Here is a 15,204-nt window from a genome sequence, read left to right on the forward strand (position 1 = left end):
AGGGTAGTCACCGCACGTCAACCTCGTCTCGTGAACGAATACTTTCCCGCCCAGTACACGATCCGCCTCACCGTCGGTGAACACGCCGCCAGCCACATCCGCCGTATCGTCCGCTCCTTCCTCGAAGAGTGGGGCACTCCCGAGCTGTCCGACGCCGTCGAACTCGGCGTCACCGAACTGTTCTCCACCGTCCGCAACTCTCATGAGAGTGTCCGAACTTGGCGTTGGGGGCCCGTTCGGGCCGCCCTCCGCAGTCCATGAGTGGCACCGCTGAGAGCTGGCGGTCAGGGAGAAGGTTCACCCTCCGGGGGCGTCCAGCGGCTTGTGCGCGAAAAGCATGGGCGCCAGGAGTCCGATCTGCCTACTGTCGTGCAGGTGATCGTCATCGACAGCAACCAGATCCTCAGCATGCCGCCAGGAAGCCCGTCATGGTCACTTCTGCGAGTGGTCGGCGAGCGAACCGGACATTCCCTGGCCCTCAGCCAAGTCTCTCTCTGGGAAGTGCTCAGTAGCGCAAGGCGCCGCTTGGAAGACGACATCGCAGCATTTGAACGGGCCTGGAACAAGCTGGCCGGCAGACTAGAATCTTATGCTCCTGAGAATCCCACCCTCCCCTTTGCTCTCAACCGAATCGGTTTTGGCTCAGACGCTGGCGATCCGGAAGAAGCAATCCGTCTCTATGAAGCCCAACTTCGGCAACGCTTCCGCATTCTCCAGACTCCGGAAAGTGTGGCATCGGAGGCATTGCGAAGAGAGGCATGGCGGCAACCGCCATGCAAGGACAACGGCGAAGGCGGTCGGGACGCGGCGATATGGCTGACCGCAGCGGCTGCCGCAGATACTGACGTCGATACTGAGGGGGAAAAACTGCCGCTGCTACTAGTCTCGAACGACGGCGGATTTGCTGATCCTCGGAACAAGGGACAACTGCACCCCGCGCTGGCCAATGACCTGCCCCCAGGCGTGTCTGCGCGGCTCTGCCGCAGCATCACCGAGGTCTTCGCCGAAATCAGCCAGCCCGCCGATGCGGCAGGCCTGCTACCCACGATGAACAGCGAAGAGATCATCGACGCCCTCATCAACGCCATACTCGATAGCAAATTCCCAGGAAAGCCCGAGGTTCACGAAACAGGCGCCACTGACGGAAATCGCAGGATCTTCACCATCGGCGAGGTTCTTCGAGCCACCCGCGCCAGCTTCAAGGGATTTCAAGCGGCTCCGGCTAAATGCATCTCAGATGGAGAAACTTGGCTTTGCGCAAGCGGGATCTGGGTGTTTCCGCGCCCGCACGATAGTGACACAGACCTGGCATGGGCTTTCCGGGGGATTACCGAATATAACCAGCATGGCCTGGAAGCAACTGCAACACTGGTCTGGACCTTCGCCGCTGGTGAATCAAGCTCGCACGTTCAAGTGGTCGACGCGTCCCTAAAAGGCGATCTAGCCCCAGGCCTCATTGTCACGCGCGACGACGGCAGCGTCAGTGTCAACTGGGCGATGCAGCAAGCGCCCGGTTACTGGCAGGAAATTCTCTGAGCAGGTCAGATCCCACGAAGACTCCCTCAGCCTCCGAGTTGCGATGGAAGCGCAATGACGGTGCCAGTCGTGGTGTGCTCGGTTCGCAGCATCTGGTTGTCGTGGTGAAGCGAGGCGATGACCGTGGCAGCCGCGGTCAGCCGACGGTTGAGCTCGGTGATCTCTCGCTTGGCCGCGGCAAGTTGTCGGCGGAGGTCGTCAAGGTCGGCGTCCCGGCGGGCCTCGCCGGGGGTGAGGCTGCCGTGGGTGTCGATGTGGGCGTCCCAGTCGGCAAGCACTGCCTTCGCGCGGAACATGGTGGCCGGGCTGACGCCCGCCTCCTGGGCGAGGTTGTTCTTCGTGAGTCGGCCGTCGCTGTGCTGCGGTTTGCCCGCCAGGAGCCGGTCCATGGCGTCGCGGAGTTTCTGCTCGGTCTTGGCCGAGACACCCGTGTCGTTCATCGTGCGGCCTTTCGCAGAACGGCCCGTGCTTCGTCCCGCTGCTGTTCGAGTGCCGCGCGATGCCCGGGTGCCAGGCGGCGGGTCTCCAGAAGATTGGTGAGGGATCGCTCCTCGCTGCCCCAGATCTCGACGTGCTGGGGGCCGATCATGCTGTTACCGCAGCGGTCCGGGCGGCAGCGGTCCGGGAGGGGGCCGGTGTGGCCGGGTGGGATCACGGTGTTCTCCAGGCAAACGGCGCCGGCCGGGTTGGCGGCGTCGAACAGGCAGTTGTTGAGGGTTCCGAAGCGGATGGAGATGCGGGCCTGCTTCAGCAGGGCGTGTTCGACTGTCGCGTCGCCTCCTTGGGCGGCGACGGCGTCGCGGATCGTGTCGAAGGTGCGGGTCAGCTGGTCGGCTCCGGGGCCGAAGCCGATCGGCTCGTTCGCCTTGTGGGCGTCGAACAGGTCCCGCAGTCCGCGGAACTGGGCGGCTTCGATCGCCGTGTCAAGGTGCTGGGCCCAGGATGCCGCGGAGGCGGCATAGCCCTGGGTGGTGCGGTTGGCCAGGGCCCGTGAGGCGACGTGCTTGAGCTGGATACCCAGGGCGATCTCGGAGCCAGGGAACTGGTCGGTCAGCATGGCCATGGTCCGGCGGAACATATGCGGGGCGATCCGCTCGGAGGGGATGGGCTCCAGTCCGTTGACGTCGGCCCGGGCATTCACGTGCTCGACGAACGCCTTGATCCCCGCGGCTGCCGTGAACCGTTCCGCGTTCCTGACCTCTCCGGCGATGCCGGTGAACAGCCGTTCCGGGTGAGAGGCGATCTCCTCCGCCAGGGCCAGGGCCCGGGCGACCGGTTCGATGATCCACCAGTGCTTGCGAGGGAAGTCCTCCTCGCCTTTGACCTCCGCCGAGACCACGGCCGGCGCTCCGAAGTGCTCGACCACCGAGCCTTTGACGACCTCCTGGACCTCGGAGTCACGCATCATGCTCAGCGCGGTGACGAAGATGTAGCAGGCGACCCGGAGCATCTCGATCTCCCGCGTCATGCTGCGGGGTGCGAGCCCGCGGCTCCAGCCGCCCGTCGTGCCGTCCGCGCGTCTGACTTGCGCATACTCCGGTAGGAGGCTGGCGGTCGCGCACTGGCCGCGCTCGACTGCCTCCAGCGCGATCTCCCTCAGGCCTCGGGCCTGGGTGAAGATCTGGGCCCGCTTGTCGATGCCGATCTGAAACGACAGCAGGCCCCAGTGGATCATGCCCGCGTCCGTGATCCGCGGCGGCAGGTGCTCGTCGTGCAGCGGGACGCGGTTGCTCGGGTCGGCCAGCCAAGCCCGCAGTCGGGTTTCCGCGCCCACGGACGACCGTGTCGCCTCCGCCTGTAGCTGCTGCCAGTGTTCCTGGGCTCGCAGGATGTCCGGTGCGAAGGTGTCGATGTAGGTCCAGGCGGCCCGGATCAGTGGGAACCACACCTCAGGAGGTATGACCGGCGTCAACACCGTCCGGGGACCGCTCGCTGAAACACCGGTAGCCGCCCGTGAGGACATGCCCGCCCAGGGATCGCCGGGCAGGCCGCCACCGGTCAGCAGGGGGCCGCAGCGGTGCAGTTCACGGATCACCGTGATGTGGCTGGTCACGGTGTTGACGGCCAGTCCCTCCTCCTTCAGTCCGGCGATGCGGACGTGCAACTGGTGTTCGGGCCAGGCGCCGAGATCCTCGGGAAGGCCTCTCGCAGTGGCCCATGCCGCCAAGGCACGCAAGGTCCCGACCCTCTTGATGGCAGTCCGGGGGTCGACCGGCCTGCGCGGGGTGGGGATGCCGGCGGCCAGCGCCTTCGGGTGCCGTGGGTTCAGCGAGATCATGGCCAGCTCGCGGGCCCTGAGGTGCCAGGGGCCGGTGAAGCCGTCGAACCTCAGCTTCCACTCGGCCGGGTGCAGGTTCGCCGGACGTTTCAGGACCCCGTTCAAGTCCCACTGATCACACTGCCCGAAGAGCGGGCTGACCGCGTCCGGCAGGAGGGAACGCGACGTCAGGACTGGCTCGTCCGCGCGGAAGGCCGTGTTGGTCAATAGGTCGGGGGCTGCGTTGTTCATGCGTCGAACTCCGCTCGTGCGGCGAGGGGAAGCTGCAAGGTGGTGGTGCCCTCGGCGATGTGCTGGCGGGCGGCGGCAATCTCCGCCTCGGTCCGCTCGGCGAGGACCGCCGCCAGGTTGGCGGCGGTCTGCCCCCAGAGGGTCTGGAAGTGGACCGGGCTCAACCGGTCGCGCATCCCATCCAAGTGGTCGCTGAACAACAGCAGTTGAGGCAGGTGCGAGGGCAGAATCCAGGCATTGCGGCACTCCAGGCAGCGCAACGGCGCGACCGTGCAGAGATCGCCGGGGCGGGAGAACGGCGAGTCGAATGGATCACGGCAGCTGGTGACTCCCATCTCCATCGCCCCGCTGCGCAGGTCCTCGACCTGCTCGGCGCTCAGGCCCAGCTCCCGCAGTGCTGGTGTGGTGTTCTCCTCTCCGAGCGCTGTCTCGGCCGCGGCGTCCAGGACGACGGGCCCGGTGATGGCCTTGGCGAACCACGACTGCTGGGCGGCGGTGATCACCCGTCCGGAGATCATCCGGAGTGTGGTGCCCTGCGCGTAGTGGCCGCGGAACGTCTCCTCGTGGTGGTCGTCCGCGATGTCGGTGATCCGGCCACCGAAGGCGACGGCCTTCTCCACCTTCACCGACTTCCTCAGCCGCCGGACGTCGGCCAGGCCCTCCAGGTCTAGCCCCATCTCCTTCACCCACTGCCTGAAATGCCGCAGCCGTCCCCGGCCGACGGTGAACTGCCCGTTGGGCGGCAGTGTTCCTTGCAGGAACAGCGGGGACGGACCCGTGCCGTAGAGCTCGCGCAACGGTGCGGTCGCCTCCATCAGCTGTCGGATGATCGCCGAGACTTCCAGGCGGGGCCGGTCCGCGTACTCCTGAACGTGCTCAACCGTGTTCAGCTTGTCGATGCGGGCGAAGGCGCGGCGGTGGATCCTGCGGGCCCGGTTCTTGGTCATGGTCAGTCGGATGCCGCCCTCGGTGAACTCCACCGAGTCCTCCGTCAGACTGGTCACCTCTTCCGGGGAATGACCGGTCGCAGCGATCAGGAGGACCCGGAACGCGTGCAAGTCCCGCTCGTTGGGATAGAGCTGGTTCAGCAGGCCGCGGACCAGAAAGTAGCCACGCAGCCCGCAGCTTTGTCCCTCGGTCCGGACATGGTCCGGGATGATCGCCGCCAGCTCCGGCGCCAGGGGGAACGGGACCGTCCTGGCCATCTCCTTTGGCGAGACGGCCTGGTGGGCCAGGGCCCAGAGCAGATCCGGCATCCTCGACCAGCCGCGTTCGGCAGGATGTCCGCCGGTGGCGACCATCTCCCATCCGGCCTTCAGTCGCTTGCGGAGCCGGGCGATGTCGTCCCAGGCTGCCCTTACCAGCGCGGCCTTGTCCTTGCGGGAGAACTCATCCAGCTCCTGGGTGGTGCCCCAGGCCAGGCCGTGGTCCTGAGCGGCCACCTGTGCCAGCCGGGCGGCAAGCGCCCGCTCGGGATGCCGCTGCCGCCGGTTGATCAGAAGGCGCAGGTTCGCCGCGAAGATTCCGGGGCGTGTCGAGCCACGCGGATACTGGGCCGGCAGCGACTGTTCCCAGGCCAGCAGTACTGCGGTCAGGTCCGGGTCCGCCTTAGCCAGGGACGCATCCGCTGATCGGTCGGCCAGCTGTGCGTCGGCATGCTCGCAGAACAGCCGCAGGCCTTGACGGTGCCTGCTGGCCGTGCCAGTCCTGCGGGCCGTCACCTCGATGTATTCGACCCACTCGTCTGCGAGTTCCGCCGCGAGCGTCCGGCAGGCGAACTGCGACGGGTCGAACCTCAGGACCCTCTTCTTGCCTCTGGAATCCGACGTGATCACCTGCCGGACGCCGATCCTCACCGGCCCCAGGTCAGGGTCGTCGTGCCGGAAGTCCCGGCGCCGTTCACCGCGCCGCGGCATGACCGGCCTCCTCGCCCTGCATGGACCGCAGGGCGATGTCCGCGTAGGTGTCCTCGTCGCCGGCCGCCCACTGGGCGAACGCTGCATCGACGTAGGACATCGGATCCTCCAGATAGCGGAGGTACTCGTAGGTCACGGCCGGGCTCGAATGACCGAGCCTCCGGCTGACGATCAGCAGCGGGTTGAAGGCGATGTGGTCAGCCAGCGTCGCCGTGCCCGCCCGGTCCGCCGTCCGCTCGCGCTCGGTTGCCCGCCGCATCAGGAAGTCCAACAGCCGCAGGGCGAACGTGTGTCGCAGGTCGTGGAACCGCCAGCGTTTCACGGGCAGTTGAGGGGCCCGCTCGTCCTCGCGGACCGCGGTCATCCGGTCCCATGCCTGGTAGCGGACCCGGTCCCAGGACGACGAGGTGAGCATCAAGCTGCCGTGACCGATGAACACCGTCAGTGGCTCCAGCCCGGCCGGTCCCTCATGGACCGTGACCCGCCGCAGCTTCGGCGGCATCGCCGACCAGGCGAACGCCCGGTTCCGGCCCTGCCAGCGTCCCCGCAGCCGACGCCGTGCGTAGTCGATCTCAGCGACCACAAACAGATCCTGGTGGCGCCGCTCCAGCATGCGGGCCATCGACTCGGCCATTTCCGGCCGCTCGATCAGCACGAACCGGTCCACCGAGGTCAGCGCGTCTGGCGGAACGTAGGCGGTGCGGTGCTTCTTGTATTTCGCGCACGCCTGGAGGTCGAACTCCGCTCCTTCGCCGGGCCGCCGCCTCCCGACCGCGAGTTCCGGCAGTATCACCGTCGACCACTCCTGCGGCCGCATCCCCGACGTCACTGCCAGATCGGCCGCCGCGCGGCTCCGGTTCGGTGCCTGGCCGCGGAAGACCCGATCCACCCCGCCGTCCAGGGTCTGCCCGCCCAGTCCGACGTCCCGGAAGAACAGGTACTGCCCCAGCGTCAGGTGCCGGATGTCCATGTCCCGGCTCATCCCGGTGGACAGGGGGTTCGAGGACCCTGCCGCCCGTAGCGGCGACGCCCGGCGCAGGCCCTGCCCGACCATCCAGTCCAGCAGCGTGTTGATCACCGACGCCTCGCGGTCCCAGACCGTCCCTCCCACCGGCACGTCCTGCAACTCCATGCGTGACCGCCGGTACGCCACCAGATCGGACTCCACGACCGTGCCCAGATCCCGGCCCCGCTCTGCGAGGAACTCCATCACCCGCAGCACGATGTAGGCGTAGTGCCGCAGCGTGTCCTCCGGATCGCGCCCCAGGTAGGCCAAGTGGCGAAACCAGGAACAGGCCGGCTCCACCGGCCGCATCTGATCGTCCACGATCACCGGCAGACGATCCGGCAAGGCCCGGAAGTCCAACCGTAGTACGGCCTCCACCCCAACTTCGCTGTACAACTCGGGCCGTTCCTGTACGCGGGCCCGGCTGACGAAGAACAGATCCACTACCCCTCCGGCTGAGAGAACTCACAACCATCAGAGGTAACGAAGCAGCCCGCAAATAGTGTTGGGCGACCCCTTCCGGGCCACCCAACAAATGAGAGTGTCTGGAACTACCGGGAGAAGAACTGCTCGCGAACGTCGTACGGCACGTTCCGGGCCGGCGCTGCACCCTGCTGTTGCTGCGGCAGCCGCACGGCGTGCGCGTGGAGGTCACGGACGGCAGCAACCGGCTGCCCGTCTCGCCGCCCCGGCCGGACCCGGATGCCGAGAACGGGCGGGGACTGCTCCTGCTCGACGCGATGACCGACAAGTGGGGCGTGTCGGTATGGCGTGACGGGGGGAAGACCGTGTGGTTCGAATGCGGAACAGAGGGTCAGAGCGGGGTCCCCGCCATGCACGCCCACGGCAGCCGGGAGATCAGCCAGCCATCGCCCAAGGGGACTCCCTCGGCGGTGAGCAGGGTTCCCGAGCGGACTCGTACGGCGTCCAGCAGTGCCGGACCGCGCAGTGCGGGAGCCTCGGACAGTGCCTGCGCGAGTGCCGTGACGGCGGCTCTGACCCGGCGTGCCGCGCACATCTGGGGGTGGACGGCCCACACTTCGCGGTCCGATGCCGCGTGGCGCAGCTGAGCGAAGGAGGCCAGCCCGCAGTCCGTCGGGGTGAGGACGGGACCCTCGCCCTGTGCGAAGCGCGCGAACCGGTCCTGCGGCGCCAGCACCGCCAGCGCGCCACCGGGGCCCGGCGCGAGCCCCGCCCGCCCGGCCTCCTCGCCGACCGCGAGCCCGAGCGCCGCCCAGCCGGGCCCCTCGTCCTGGGCGACGGCGAGCGCGTTCACCCCCAGGGCCAGCGCTCCCTCGACGATCCTGCGGGCCAGCGCGTCCCCGTCGGGTGCCCAGCTCAGTGCGGGCGCCCCGGCCCGTACGAAGGGCAGCAGACAGGGCAGCCCCGCGGCCCGGTACACCGGCAGGGCCCGCCGGGCCCCCTCCGCGTCGGCGTGGCCGACGACCGCCGCGTACCCTGCGGCGGCGACCGTACGGGCGACCTCCGGCACCTCGTCATGCACATGCCATTCTGCGGCGTCGGGGCGGGACGCTCTGACCCGTTCCAGCTGACCGAGAAGGGTCGCTCCCCAGTCCGTACGCGGACCGGTCAGCGGTGCGACGACGGCGACTCTCGGTCCGGCCATCGGCTCATCCCCAGATCAGCGAGTCGCTGCTCGCGAGCACCACGATCAGGCCACGGAGCAGGTGAGTAGGAGCAGACATGAGGGTCCCCCTGGGTTGTCGTGCGAAAGGTCGTCATTCGACGGTTGTCGGGTGTGTGGCCGGCGGCGAACGCCGGGGGCTCAGCATGTTGTGGGGCAGCCGTTCGCGGCTACGGCGACGGGAGTTCCGGGACCGGCCATGGCCAGGGGCGGACGACGGCCGGGGCACGGCGTGGAATCGGCCGGCCGTCCGTATAGCGGACTGTGGCTTTCCCGATGGACAGAACCGTTCCTAAGATCCCCGACGGAGCGTCAGGGGGATGGCGCTCGTGAAATCAGCAGGGGGACGATTCCACGTGGACGCACGCGCCCGAGCACAGGAGCTCTACCGGCTCGCTCTCGACAACGCGGCCTGGCGCCCGGAGACCCTCACCGAGAACCGCGGCTGGAGCGGGACGGAACTCGCCGAGGCGCTCCGGCTGCTCGGCGAACTCGGCCTGTTCGTACCGTCCTCGGACAACCTCAACGGCTGGACGGCGCTGGCCCCGGACACCGCGCTGCGCAAGCTGCTCCTCGACGAGGAACAGCACACGAACGCCCTGCTGACCACCGTCCGGCAGACACGCTCCTCGCTCGCCCAGGTCTTGGCGGACTTCCAGCCGGTACACGCCCGTGACCTGGCCTCCGCACAGATGGAGGTGGTGAATGGTCTGGCCAACGTGTCGGCGGTCCTGGAGGACGCCTCGCGGCGGGCGGAGGACGAGGTTCTCTCGCTGCACCCCGGCCGCGCGCTGCCCGCCGGGATGGTCGAGGCGGGACTCGAACGCGACCGGATCGTGCTGGGCCGCGGCGTACAGATGCGTACGATCCATCTGAGCTCGGCGGCCGCCGCTCCACACATGACGGCGTATCTGCGGCGGCTGAACGGCGCGGGCGCCCAGGTCCGCACCGCGCACACCCTGCCGCTGCGGCTGATCGTGGTGGACCGCTCGCTGGCGATCGTGCCAGCGTCCCAGACATCGGACGGGGAGATCGCCGCCGTCGTGCTGCGCGGCGAGACGCTGATCGGAGTGTTCCGGGGGATCTTCGAGCACTGCTGGGCCAGTGCCGCGGTGCTGACCGAGTCCGCGACCGACAGCCCCGAGGGCGACTGGCACCCGACCGGCCGCCACCGCGAGCTGGTGCGGATGCTCGGGGGCGGACTCACCGACGAGGCGATGGCCCGCAAGCTCGGGGTCTCCGAGCGCACGGTCCGCCGCCTCGTCTCCGAACTGACCGAACGGCTAGGAACGGCCAGCCGATTCCAGGCCGGTGTCTGCGCCGTCCGGCTCGGCTGGCTCGACGACTGACGTCCGCCGCGGGGCGGCCGCGCTACGGCCCCATGCCGTGCCCGCGAGCACGAAGAGCGCCCCCAGCAGCCCCAGCCATCCCGGCCGGTCCCCGGCGAGTGCGATTCCGAAGACGGCGGCCCACACCGGCTCGGTGCCGAGCAGCAGGCTGACCCGGGAGGGCGATGTCCGGCGCACGGCCCACATCTGCACGAAGAACGCGAACAGGGTGCAGAACGCCGACAGGTAGAGCAGTCCGAGCCAGTCCCCGGCGTCGAAGTCCGCCGCGGCCGCCCACGGGGTGCTGCCGGTACCGGGCGCCGCGAACAACAGCGCGAACACCATGACCGCGCTGCCCAGTTGAGCCGTGGTCATCGACAGCGCGTCCGCACCCTGCACCGACCGCATGCGCGACATCGCCAGGACGTGCACGGTACGGGCCACGGCCGCGCCCAGCATCAGCAGATCACCGAGCGACGGTGCGCTGAACCCGGCGCCCTGGGTGAGGAGCAGGACACCCAGCACCGAGAGTCCCGCGGCCGCGACGAACGACCGGGAGGGCCGGGTGCCGGTGAGCCGGCTTTCCGCGAGCGGCGTGAAGATCATGGTGAGGCTGATGATGAGCCCGGCGTTGGTCGCGGAGGTGTGCACGACGCCGTACGTCTCCAGGAGGAAGATCCCGGACAGGATCAGCCCGAGGACGCCGGCGCCCCGTATCTGTGCTCCATCGAGCGCCCGCAGCTTGCGCCACCCTGTGACGACCAGGACCGGCAGCACCACCCCGAACCGCAGGACGAGCACGGCCAGGACGGTCTGGGTCGTGGTGATGTCCTTGGCGGCGAGATAACTGGAGCCCCACACCACCGCGACCAGCAGCACGGGCAGATCGGTCAGCCAGGCACGGCGGGCCGCGTTGACGGGCATGGGGGACTCCTAGGGCGGCGGACGATGAGGTATGGGGCTGGAGCGGCGGCTCAGCGCGCGGTGTAGGCGATCACCAGCACGTCGCGGTGGGCGGCGAGTTCGGGGTCCACCGGCTGCACCGGGGTCACCGAGTGCAGTGTGCGGCGGTCGTCGCCCAGCAGCAGGTCACCGGGCTCGGACAGGGTAACCGTGAGCAGGTGTTCGCCCTCGTCGGTGTAGACGCCGCTCTCACCACCGGTGACATTGCTGCGGCCGATCAGCAGCGAGGTGATGAAGGTGACGTCGTCACGGTGCCGGCCCTCGGGCGCGGGCTGGCCCTGCTGGTCCGTGGAGGCACTGATGCGGTACGGGTGCAGTTTCACGTTCCACGACGCGGTGCCGTCGACCGCGGTGAAGATCCGGCCGAGTTCGACGAGGACGGAACGCAGCAGCGGGTCACCTGCGAAGGACTCGGTCAGCGGGTCGAATACCCGCTCGACGCCGCCGTTGAGCGGATTGATGTCCGACTCCTGACGGTACGGCGCGTGCGGAAGCAGGGTGAGTTCGCCCTCGACCGGATCGAGCTCGAACTGTCCGTAGCGACGGAACCGGTACGTGCCTCCGTCGGCCATGTACGTGTCGAGGGTGAGCTCGTCCCAGTGGGCGGCAAAGCGCGCCCAGTCGGCGGCGCCGGCACCGGCCAGCGCGGAGAGCTGTGCGGCGGGCATCAGATGACCGCCGGGCCCGGCAAGGGCGTTGACGGCATCGACGGCGGCGGGGTGACGGATGGCGGCAGTGGTCATGGCGTACTCCACAGGGAGGAGAAGGGAGGAGAGGGGACGAGGGGACTAGGCGGGGAAGGGGAGACGATGAGAAAGGCGGGAGGGGAACACTCAGACAGCGGCGAGAACGGTCTCCGCCGCAGGGACGAACGGCGCCGACTCCGCGCTGATCGCCCGCTCCTCCCACTCCTCCCGGTCACGCAGATACAGCGGTGATCCGACGGCGATGGAGCGCGTGTCGGCGCCACCGGTGCGCAACCGCCAGGTCACGGACCCGGTGGTGCGGGCGGCGCAGGCGTCGATGAACACCTGGGCCGCGAGCCGCAGTTCGCCGAACCAGCGGCCCTCGAGGGCCTCCCGCGTCCAGACCTGTTCCAGATGCCGCTTCTCGCGGATGAGTTCGGCGTCCAGGCAGGCGCTCTCGATGTGCCGGTAGCTGCTGAGCAGAAGCCAGGCGGCGGGCATCTCACGGATCTCGAGGACCTTCTCGCCGTGATCGAGGTGCTCCAGGCCGGAATAGCGGCCGAGTCCGTACGCGCCGACCCGCCGGTTGAGCCGCTCGACCAGCCCGGTCAGCGGCAGCGGTTCTCCGTCGAGAGCGACGGGCAGCCCGTGTTCGAAGGTGATGGTCAGAGTGTCGGTGTCGCCGGGGCCGGCGGTCGGCCGGCTCCAGGTGTACATCTCTTCGGGGACCTCGTGGAGTTCGGGGTCGTCGAGGATGCCCGACTCGAACTCGCGGCACCACAGGTTGGAGTCGCCGCTGACGATCCGCCCGGCGAGCAGATCGATGCCGGCGGCGCGCAGTTCGACGAGCTTGTCGTCGCGAGTGACGGGATCGAGATCGTACGGGCTGCCGAACGCGCCTTCGTAACCGAGCAGCGCCAGCGCCCCGTTGAGGCGGCGCAGGGTGTTCTGGGAGCGGTTGGCGGTGTGCAGCACGGCCTGCGCGCCGAGCGCACGGGCCAGTCCGACCGCACTGTGGGCGATCAGTGGGCGGCTCAGCGTGGAGCTGACGGGGTGGATACCGAGGTAGACGGCCTGAGCGGCGATCGCGGGAGCCACGTACCGGTCGGCGAACTCGGCACGCCGGTCGAGGATGTGGATCGTCGCGCCGAGCGCTTCGGCCACCTGGCGTTTGTAGGTACTGGACTCGTCCTCGCCGATGTCGACGCTCACGGCGTGCACCTCGCGGATGCCCATCCGCCGCAGCCGCAGCAGCAGATACGAACTGTCGAGTCCGCCGCTGAACAGGGTCACGACGGGGCGGTCCGGGTCCAGGGAGCCGAGCTGCGAGAAGGAACGTATGAGCGGGGCACGCATGGCCTCTTCAACCTCTGCACTGGTCACAGGGGAGGAGACTTCCGTGCCGGGAAGCACCCGACAACGGATTCCGGCGTCCGTGCCCGGCCATGACCGGACCCGGAAACGCCGCCCGGGCGCCGGCCTGCCGCAACGGGCTCTGGCATACGCCGGTGCGGTGCGTCAGCCGACGGAACTGGCCGACCGGCCGGTGCTCGGATCCGCCGCCCGGGACGCCCGGCGCGCGGCGGCGGTGGCCGCCCGGGGCCCGGACAGCAGGTACGTCAGCGCGAAGCCCGCTCCGACCACCACCGCTCCCCCGGCCGCGTCCAGCACCCAGTGGTTGGCCGTCACGACGATCGCGGAACCGGTGAGCAGCGGATGCAGCAGACCCAGCGCCTTCGTCCACCACCGGCGCGCCAGCACGGCGATCACGACGCCGCACCACAACGCCCAGCCGAAGTGCAGCGACGGCATGGCCGCGTACTGGTTGGTGATGTCCGTGAGCGTGCCGTAGTCGGGCCGGGAGAAGTCCTGGACGCCGTGGACGGTATCGATGAAGCCGAGCGTCGGCATCAGCCGCGGCGGGGCGAGCGGGTAGAGCCAGAAGCCGGCCAGGGCGAGCAGGGTGGCGAAGCCGATGGCGGAGCGGGCCCAGCGGTAGTCGGCGGGGCGACGCCAGTACAGGACGGCGAGGACGGCCAGCGGGACGACGAAGTGGAACGACTCGTAGTAGAAGTCGGAGAAGTCCCGCAGCCAGTCGGCCCGCACCACGGCGTGGTTGGCCCAGTGCTCGATGTCGATGCGCAGGGCGCGTTCCAGGCCGAGGATCTGCCAGGCGTGCTCCTCGGCCTCGGCCCGGCCGGCCGAGATGCTGCCGCCGGTGGCGGCGAGCCGGACCTGGGAATAGGCGGCGTAGGCGACCCGGAGGAGGAGAAGCTCCAGGAGGAGGTTCGGCCGGGTGAGGGCCCGGCGCAGGAAGGGCCGCGGTACGTGCCGGAAGCGGGCCGGGGCGGCGGGAGCGTACTCGGTCGGCAGGGGCGACTGGTAGTACGGCGAGGCGCGGGAGAGGAACGGGACGGCCACGGCGGCGGCCAGGGCGGCCAGCAGGACGAGGTCGGCGCGCAGCGGGTCCAGTGCCGCCATGTCCGGAAGCAGCAGTCTGGTCGGCAGGGTCATGACCAGGACGACGGCGACTGGCCATACGTACCGGTCACGGGCGCGTCCGCCGGCCCGGCCGACGACCGCGAGCAGCACCCACAGCAGCTGGTGCTGCCAGGCCGTGGGCGAGACGACGATGGCGGCGCAGCCGGTGATCGCCACGGCGAGGAGCAGCTGGCCGTCGGCGAAGTACCGCACGGCGCGGCGCAGGGCGAGGACGGCGACGGCCGCGCCGAGGGCCAGGAAGAGCGCGATCTCCAGAGGGCCGTTCAGGCCGAGCCGCAGCAGGGCACCGTGCAGGGACTGGTTGCCGAGGTCGTCGGCCCGGCCGCCGAGCCCGACGCCGGCCAGATGGTGGACCCAGTAGACGGAGGAGTCGTGCGGCATCGCCGCCCAGGCGAGCGCGGTGCAGGCGGCGAAGGTGACGCCGCCGGAGAGCGCGGCGCGTCTGCGGCCGGTGCACCACAGCAGGGGCGCGAAGAGCAGCAGGGTGGGCTGGAGCGCCGCCGCGACCCCGATGAGCAGTCCGCTGGTGCGCTGGCCGTGGGCGACGAAGCAGCCGAGCAGGACGAGCAGGACCGGGATGATGCTGGTCTGGCCGAGCCACAGGGTGTTGCGGACCGGCACGGACAGCATGAGCAGGCCGATGGCGACGGGGGCGGCCAGCAGCGCCGTGCGGCGGCCGATGGGCGGGGGCAGGGCGCGGGCGGCGATCAGGCCGAGGGCGGCGACCAGCAGCAGCGTGCCGAAGGTCCAGCCCCAGCCGAGGGCCTGTTCGGCCGAACGGGTGAGGGGCTTGAGGACGAGCCCGTTGAAGGGGGTGCCGGTGAAGCGGGTCGAGTCGTAGAGCGAGCCGTTCACATGCAGGACGCCGTTCGGCCCGACCCAGGTCTCCAGGTCCGTCAGCCGCTCCCCGCGCGGGGTGCCGAGGACGACGGCCACCTGCCGTGCGGCGAGGACGGCGACGATCAGCCACAGCCCGAGGCAGGCCATGCGCAGGCGTGCGTGAGGTCTGCCGACGGCTGTCGCTCCGAGGGCTTCCGTCGGTCGCCCGCCGCGCTCCGCATTCGTCACGCCTCGTCGGCCTTCTGCGCTGTATGACCCTTACGCCCCCTTCAT

General features: G+C 69.4%; 12 protein-coding genes and 1 pseudogene. 4 read left to right on the forward strand and 9 right to left on the reverse strand.

From position 1 onward, the window contains the following. Positions 1–30: 30 nt before the first annotated feature. Together ACFT32_RS24260 and ACFT32_RS24265 are read left to right on the forward strand one after the other, a co-directional pair. Positions 31–261, forward strand: coding sequence for a hypothetical protein (locus ACFT32_RS24260; protein WP_382492831.1), 231 nt, complete (start codon positions 31–33; stop codon positions 259–261). A gap of 114 nt (positions 262–375) precedes the next feature. Further along, a complete protein-coding gene (locus ACFT32_RS24265) occupies positions 376–1,536 on the forward strand; it encodes a PIN domain-containing protein (RefSeq protein ID WP_382492834.1) in 1,161 nt (386 codons plus the stop codon). Positions 1,537–1,562: 26 nt separating this feature from the next. Here the strand turns inward: ACFT32_RS24265 and ACFT32_RS24270 are convergent, their stop codons facing one another. The 4 genes from ACFT32_RS24270 to ACFT32_RS24285 are packed head-to-tail and all read right to left on the reverse strand — an operon-like array spanning position 1,563 to position 7,294. After that, entirely contained in the window at positions 1,563–1,976 is a 414-nt protein-coding gene (locus ACFT32_RS24270) for a hypothetical protein (protein WP_382492837.1), read from the reverse strand. Beyond that, on the reverse strand, positions 1,973–4,045 hold the full coding sequence (locus ACFT32_RS24275) for an integrase (RefSeq protein WP_382492838.1): 2,073 nt from the start codon (positions 4,043–4,045) through the stop codon (positions 1,973–1,975). Before ACFT32_RS24275 ends, ACFT32_RS24270 begins: the two co-directional genes overlap by 4 nt. Beyond that, positions 4,042–5,961, reverse strand: coding sequence for a hypothetical protein (locus ACFT32_RS24280; protein WP_382492841.1), 1,920 nt, complete (start codon positions 5,959–5,961; stop codon positions 4,042–4,044). The genes ACFT32_RS24275 and ACFT32_RS24280 overlap by 4 nt, the downstream gene beginning before the upstream one ends. Continuing rightward, positions 5,945–7,294: a hypothetical protein gene (locus ACFT32_RS24285; protein ID WP_382492843.1), complete on the reverse strand. Its 1,350-nt coding sequence runs from the start codon at positions 7,292–7,294 to the stop codon at positions 5,945–5,947. Before ACFT32_RS24285 ends, ACFT32_RS24280 begins: the two co-directional genes overlap by 17 nt. 221 nt (positions 7,295–7,515) lie before the next feature. Between ACFT32_RS24285 and ACFT32_RS24290 the strand changes: the two are divergent. Further along, a pseudogene (locus ACFT32_RS24290) lies at positions 7,516–7,773 on the forward strand (ATP-binding protein); the annotation flags it as partial. 8 nt (positions 7,774–7,781) lie between these two features. Here the strand turns inward: ACFT32_RS24290 and ACFT32_RS24295 are convergent. Then, positions 7,782–8,594 carry a hypothetical protein gene (locus ACFT32_RS24295; protein WP_382492846.1) on the reverse strand — a complete coding sequence of 271 codons (813 nt, stop codon included), beginning with the start codon at positions 8,592–8,594 and terminating at the stop codon, positions 7,782–7,784. A 374-nt stretch (positions 8,595–8,968) separates the two neighbouring features. On the opposite strand from ACFT32_RS24295, the gene ACFT32_RS24300 reads away from it, so the two are divergent. Further along, positions 8,969–9,961 (forward strand): LuxR C-terminal-related transcriptional regulator, encoded by a 993-nt coding sequence (locus ACFT32_RS24300; RefSeq protein WP_382492848.1) that lies wholly within the window; start codon positions 8,969–8,971, stop codon positions 9,959–9,961. Here ACFT32_RS24300 and ACFT32_RS24305 read toward each other — a convergent pair. From ACFT32_RS24305 to ACFT32_RS24320, 4 genes are all read right to left on the reverse strand, one after another. Continuing rightward, the gene (locus ACFT32_RS24305) at positions 9,896–10,864 is read right to left on the reverse strand and encodes a DMT family transporter (protein ID WP_382492850.1); all 969 of its coding nucleotides are present in this window, start codon (positions 10,862–10,864) and stop codon (positions 9,896–9,898) included. The two genes, ACFT32_RS24300 and ACFT32_RS24305, sit on opposite strands and share 66 nt — an antisense overlap. 50 nt (positions 10,865–10,914) lie before the next feature. Beyond that, positions 10,915–11,646, reverse strand: a complete 732-nt coding sequence (locus tag ACFT32_RS24310; RefSeq protein ID WP_382492853.1) for a 2OG-Fe dioxygenase family protein — start codon at positions 11,644–11,646, stop codon at positions 10,915–10,917. A gap of 90 nt (positions 11,647–11,736) precedes the next feature. Then, positions 11,737–12,945 carry an argininosuccinate synthase-related protein gene (locus ACFT32_RS24315; protein WP_382492856.1) on the reverse strand — a complete coding sequence of 403 codons (1,209 nt, stop codon included), beginning with the start codon at positions 12,943–12,945 and terminating at the stop codon, positions 11,737–11,739. A 162-nt stretch (positions 12,946–13,107) separates the two neighbouring features. Then, positions 13,108–15,159, reverse strand: coding sequence for a bifunctional glycosyltransferase 87/phosphatase PAP2 family protein (locus ACFT32_RS24320; RefSeq protein WP_382492859.1), 2,052 nt, complete (start codon positions 15,157–15,159; stop codon positions 13,108–13,110). Positions 15,160–15,204 lie beyond the last annotated feature (45 nt).

Source organism: Streptomyces sp. NPDC057002, from assembly GCF_042673825.1.
In the GTDB taxonomy this organism is placed as follows: Bacteria; Actinomycetota; Actinomycetes; order Streptomycetales; family Streptomycetaceae; genus Streptomyces.

Excerpts from the sequence above, each read along its gene's own strand:
- ACFT32_RS24295 (WP_382492846.1), bottom strand. The coding sequence starts at position 8,594 with ATGGCCGGACCGAGAGTCGCCGTCGTCGCACCGCTGACCGGTCCGCGT.
- ACFT32_RS24315 (WP_382492856.1), bottom strand. The coding sequence starts at position 12,945 with ATGCGTGCCCCGCTCATACGTTCCTTCTCGCAGCTCGGCTCCCTGGAC.
- ACFT32_RS24280 (WP_382492841.1), bottom strand. The coding sequence starts at position 5,961 with ATGCCGCGGCGCGGTGAACGGCGCCGGGACTTCCGGCACGACGACCCT.
- ACFT32_RS24305 (WP_382492850.1), bottom strand. The coding sequence starts at position 10,864 with ATGCCCGTCAACGCGGCCCGCCGTGCCTGGCTGACCGATCTGCCCGTG.
- ACFT32_RS24270 (WP_382492837.1), bottom strand. The coding sequence starts at position 1,976 with ATGAACGACACGGGTGTCTCGGCCAAGACCGAGCAGAAACTCCGCGAC.
- ACFT32_RS24275 (WP_382492838.1), bottom strand. The coding sequence starts at position 4,045 with ATGAACAACGCAGCCCCCGACCTATTGACCAACACGGCCTTCCGCGCG.
- ACFT32_RS24310 (WP_382492853.1), bottom strand. The coding sequence starts at position 11,646 with ATGACCACTGCCGCCATCCGTCACCCCGCCGCCGTCGATGCCGTCAAC.